This is a genomic window from Sporomusa sp. (genome assembly GCF_057736855.1).
This window is the reverse complement of sequence record NZ_JBYKYF010000239.1, coordinates 1-4834: the sequence shown is the minus strand read 5'-3', so window position 1 is coordinate 4834 and position 4834 is coordinate 1. Positions and strand designations below refer to the sequence as shown.

Here is a 4834-nt window from a genome sequence, read left to right as displayed (position 1 = left end):
GTGACAAAATGCCCGTTAACCCTTGTATCTCAAGGGTATTCGATTCTCCAAACGTGTTACCGGGAATATTTGCTGTATAAATTTGGATAGTTTGGAGGAAAAACACTCCAAATGTCGAATAATCTTTTTTAATCTTGATCTTTGAAAACGAAATACGATCTAAAATACGTTGAATAATATAAGCACAAAAACCAAAGCCCCTAGAAGTTACTAGGCTTTGGTTTTTGTTTTACTTACACAACTAAACCAACTGGTTCCGGTAAGACCACGACCTTATATTCTACTCTTACCCAAATTAGCACTTCAGACAAAAATGTGATCACAGTGGAAGACCCAGTGGAATACCGGTTAGAGGGCATCAATCAGGTACAGGTCAATCCGAAAGCGAAATTAACATTTTCTAATGGTCTGCGGTCAATTCTGCGCCAGGATCCCAATGTGATTATGGTTGGCGAAATACGGGACAAGGAGACTGCTGATATTGCGATTCGGGCAGCGCTTACTGGTCATCTGGTATTTAGTACATTACATACCAATGATGCACCAGGGGCAATTACCAGATTGTTGGATATGGGACTGGAACCCTTTCTGGTTGCTTCTTCAATACTAGGGATTGTTGCCCAACGTTTGGTGCGGGTAATTTGTCCGGATTGCAAACAGCACTATATACCTGAAACGGAGTCGCCGGAGTGGCAGACTCTGTTAGGAACTGATTTAACACTAACACATGGGCTTGGTTTGTACCGTGGGGCTGGTTGCCCACGTTGCAGCCATACTGGCTATTTTGGCCGTATGGCCATCCATGAAGTAATGACTATTAGCCCCAATGTGCGTGAGGCCATTAATCAACGGGTACCGGCCAATAGGTTACGAAGTATTGCCATTAAGGAAGGCATGCAAACCATGTGGCAGGATGGTATGGCCAAAGCCATCAGCGGATTTACCAGCGTAGCTGAGGTCGGGCGGGTTGCTTATTCAGGTTATGAGTAGAGCGGGAGGGGGCGTATGCGGAAGATAGATAGTCTGCTAAAAGACGCAGTATTAGCTCAAGCATCAGATGTTCATCTTACGGTAGGAGTTCCTCCTATTTTCCGAATACGAGGCTGTTTACTGGTTACACAATACCCGAAACTTATACATGCCGATATGGAATTAATGGTTAATGAAATTACAACTCCAGCACAACAACATAAACTTCAAAACTTAGATGAGCTTGATTTTTCCTATGCGATCACGGGCATAAGCCGGTTTCGCGTGAATGTGTTTCGGCAGCGTGGTTCATTGGCGGTTGCTATTCGGGTAATAAGTGAACAGGTACCTACGTTAGAACAGCTTGGCCATCCGGAAGTGCTTAAGACATTAGCCAGAAAGCCGCGAGGACTGGTGCTTGTCACTGGCCCTACTGGCAGCGGCAAATCGACAACCTTGGCAGCTATGCTTGATGTAATTAACACCGAACGGGCCTGTCACATCATTACTTTGGAAGATCCCATTGAATATATACACAATCATAAAACCAGTATTGTAAATCAACGCGAGATTCATATTGATTCCCGGTCTTTTGCCGATGCGCTCAGGGCGGCACTGCGGGAAGATCCGGATGTAATTCTGGTAGGTGAACTGCGTGATGCAGAGACCATTCATACTGCAATAACAGCCGCCGAAACAGGCCATTTGGTGTTTGCCACATTACATACTGGTGATGCCGCCCAGACCATTGAACGATTAATTGGCGTATTTCCGCCTTACCAGCAGCCACAAATACGGGTGCAATTATCGCTTGTTTTGCAAGGCATTGTGACACAGCAATTATTGCCTCGCCGCGATGGTTCCGGCCGAGTAGCTGCCATGGAGATTATGCTGGCAACACCGGCGGTGCGGAATTTAATCCGTGAAAGCAAAACCTACCAGCTTATTTCGGTTATCCAGACCAGCGCTAAAGGTGGGATGCAGACGATGGATATGTCGTTGCGTGATTTATGCCAGAAGGGGATCGTAACTTATGAAGAAGCGCTGGCGCGAGCTATGGACCAGGAAGGGTTTATCCGTATGACTAGCTAGTCGCTGTATGCTAAGGAGAGAGGTAGGTATCTGTAAGTGACAAAAACATATGTGTATAAGGCCAGAGATCGTACTGGTCACGTCTTGACAGGCAGCATTATGGCTGACAGCCAAGACGCAGTTGCCGCCTATATTCGAAATAAAGGTTATTTTGTTACTCAAATCAAAACACAGCAATCTGAATCTTTTTTATTAACAATGATACATAATCTGCGAAAAGTGAGTGCAAAAGATCTGGCTATTTTTTGTCGTCAGTTTGCCACAATGGCCGATGCTGGCTTATCGTTAATATCTTGTCTAACCATTTTAATTGATCAAACCTACAATCCTCAATTAAAAGCTGCCTTGCGGGTCATTTATAAAAAAGTACAAGAGGGTGAATCACTGTCAAAGGCTATGTCGGGATATGCTAATATGTTTTCCGATATAATGATTCATATGGTGGAAGCCGGAGAAGTGGGCGGTGTGCTTGCTGAGGTGTTAAGCAGACTGGCAGTTCATTTTGAACAAGAACACAAATTGAATGAACGGATTACATCTGCTATGGTTTATCCGGCGGTGGTTCTTGGTATTGCTCTAGTATCTGTTACTTTTATTTTCCTCTTTGTATTGCCGCCCTTAATACAACTATTTGAAGATATGCAGGCTGAATTGCCGCTGCCCACGCAAATAGTATTGGAGATCAGTGGTTTGCTTACCCATTATGGTATATGGCTGGTTGTTATTTTGGCATTATGCGCCTATACGGTAGTAATATTGGCACGGCAGCCCAAGAACCGGCTAGTTACAGATCGCTTATTATTGGTGTTGCCGGTATTTGGACCGTTATGGCGGATGATGGCGATTGCTCGCTTTAGCCGTACATTGTCGACTTTGCTCCGGGGCGGGGTGCCTATTCTTACTGCTATTGAAGTTGTAAAAAAAGGTTTAGGTAATCTAAGCATGACAAATGCGTTGACTAAAGCACAGATGAGTATTCGAACAGGAATGGGTTTGGCAACACCACTAGGGGCTAGCCATATGTTTACCCCGATGGTGGTGCAGATGGTAGCTGTTGGTGAAGAAACCGGCGAACTGGATAAAATGCTGGAAAAAATTGCAGATTTTTATGATAGTGCTGTTGAGGATATGGTTAATCGGTTAAGCAGTATGTTAGAGCCAGTATTGATTGGTATCCTGAGTGTGATTATCGGGTTTATTGTGATTTCAGTGATGTTACCGATGTTTGATGTACTTACTCATTGTAAAACGATATAACGTGAACAGAGGTAGGATTATGAGAAAAATAAATCATCAAAAAGGTTTTACTTTAATTGAGTTGTTGATAGTGATAGCCATTATCGGAATGCTAGCTGCAATAGCTATACCTAGATTTACCAGTGTTGCAGATAGTGCAACCAAAGCGAGAATTCAAGCTGATTTGAGGACGATAGACAGCGCTATTGCCCAACATTATGCGGCAACAGGTGTATTTGCTACAGATATTACTACCTTGGCACCTTATTTTTCGTCAACCATGAAAAGTGGTGAACAAAGTTTTAAGTACCAGGATAAGAAAGTTACTTATGGCATTGAGAGTGGCCGAGCGTATGTAACGCTGGAATCTATTGGTAAGTCGTATTATGCCGATTGGAGCGAAAAATCATAAGTAAATAACTCTATTCTAAGCAGAATGGTTTGTCTTTAGGACAATGATTGTTAGGAGTATTTTATTTGCTTACTCTATGCATGTTTTTTATTGGTTGTATGACTGGTAGTTTTCTCAGTGTTTGTATCTACCGTCTGCCGCAGAACCGTTCCATAGTGTTTCCAGCTTCTCATTGTCGTTGGTGTAATGCGTCGCTTAGACCTTGGGACTTAATCCCTATTGTTAGTTATCTATTATTATGGGGTAAATGCCGTTACTGCGGTAAGCCTTATTCGGTACGCTATGTTATGCTTGAACTCTTTACCGGACTGTTATTTCTTTGGTGTTTCCAGGTTATCGCTGTAGGTCCAGAGCTTGTTAAAGTCCTGATCTTTGCTTCATTTCTTATTGTTATTGCGTTTATTGACTATGATCACCAGCTTATTTTGGATAATGTACTTAGCAGGTTTGCCGTAGTGGGTGTATTTATTAATTTATATCTTGATTTTCCTGGGATTTGGGATATGATGGTTGCTGCTGTTGTTGGCGGTGGTTTTTTACTTGGCCTTGCGTTAATCACTCGCGGCGGTGTAGGTGGAGGCGATATTAAGTTTATTGCGGTTTTAGGTCTGTGGTTGGGGTTAGAGCCTACGATTCTGACTTTATTTTTAGCTTTTGTCATGGGGGGCCTTGGCAGTGTATTGCTTCTGCTTTTTAAATTGAAGACCCGCAATGATTGTATTCCTTTTGGACCGTTTATTGCTATGGCTGCATTGATCAGCGCCTTGTATGGAGTTGAGATTATACAATGGTATTTCCAAAGTTTTATCTGAAAAACAATCGTTATGTAAGGTTGGTTGATCAGGACGGCTTTACTTTGCTCGAAATGCTGATGGTGTTTGCCGTTATAGCGTTGGTAACTGCATTAGCCGCTCCAAAAATGGGAGATGTGATAGCTAGAAGGGAAATGGATAGTGCAGCACGGCAATTGGCGGCAGATCTGCGCTGGATGCAGCAACTGACCATTAATAGCGGTGGTGAGGCAACCCCGCAGATGGTTTTTGCATCTGCTGAACCTTATCAGTATACTGTGTTGGTAAGTGGTCACAGCCTAAAGTTTGTTAGATTGCCATCCAGTGTTTCGGT

At 43.2% G+C, this 4834-nt stretch carries 6 protein-coding genes; all 6 read left to right on the top strand.

The genetic code is table 11. The features are described from left to right. Nucleotides 1-294 precede the first annotated feature (294 nt). Nucleotides 295-990: a GspE/PulE family protein gene (locus tag AC29Z1_RS13605; RefSeq protein WP_488271995.1), complete on the top strand. Its 696-nt coding sequence runs from the start codon at nucleotides 295-297 to the stop codon at nucleotides 988-990. A 15-nt stretch (nucleotides 991-1005) separates the two neighbouring features. Further along, on the top strand, nucleotides 1006-2061 hold the full coding sequence (locus AC29Z1_RS13600; protein WP_488271994.1) for a type IV pilus twitching motility protein PilT: 1056 nt from the start codon (nucleotides 1006-1008) through the stop codon (nucleotides 2059-2061). 51 nt (nucleotides 2062-2112) lie between these two features. Further along, nucleotides 2113-3318 carry a type II secretion system F family protein gene (locus AC29Z1_RS13595; protein WP_488271993.1) on the top strand — a complete coding sequence of 402 codons (1206 nt, stop codon included), beginning with the start codon at nucleotides 2113-2115 and terminating at the stop codon, nucleotides 3316-3318. Nucleotides 3319-3337: 19 nt separating this feature from the next. Continuing rightward, nucleotides 3338-3709, top strand: a complete 372-nt coding sequence (locus tag AC29Z1_RS13590) for a type II secretion system protein (RefSeq protein ID WP_488271992.1) — start codon at nucleotides 3338-3340, stop codon at nucleotides 3707-3709. Nucleotides 3710-3774: 65 nt separating this feature from the next. Further along, entirely contained in the window at nucleotides 3775-4521 is a 747-nt protein-coding gene (locus tag AC29Z1_RS13585) for a prepilin peptidase (protein WP_488271991.1), read from the top strand. Beyond that, nucleotides 4497-4834, top strand: a 338-nt coding sequence (locus tag AC29Z1_RS13580) for a pilus assembly FimT family protein (protein WP_488271990.1), incomplete at its 3' end; no start/stop codon positions are given. The genes AC29Z1_RS13585 and AC29Z1_RS13580, both read left to right, overlap by 25 nt.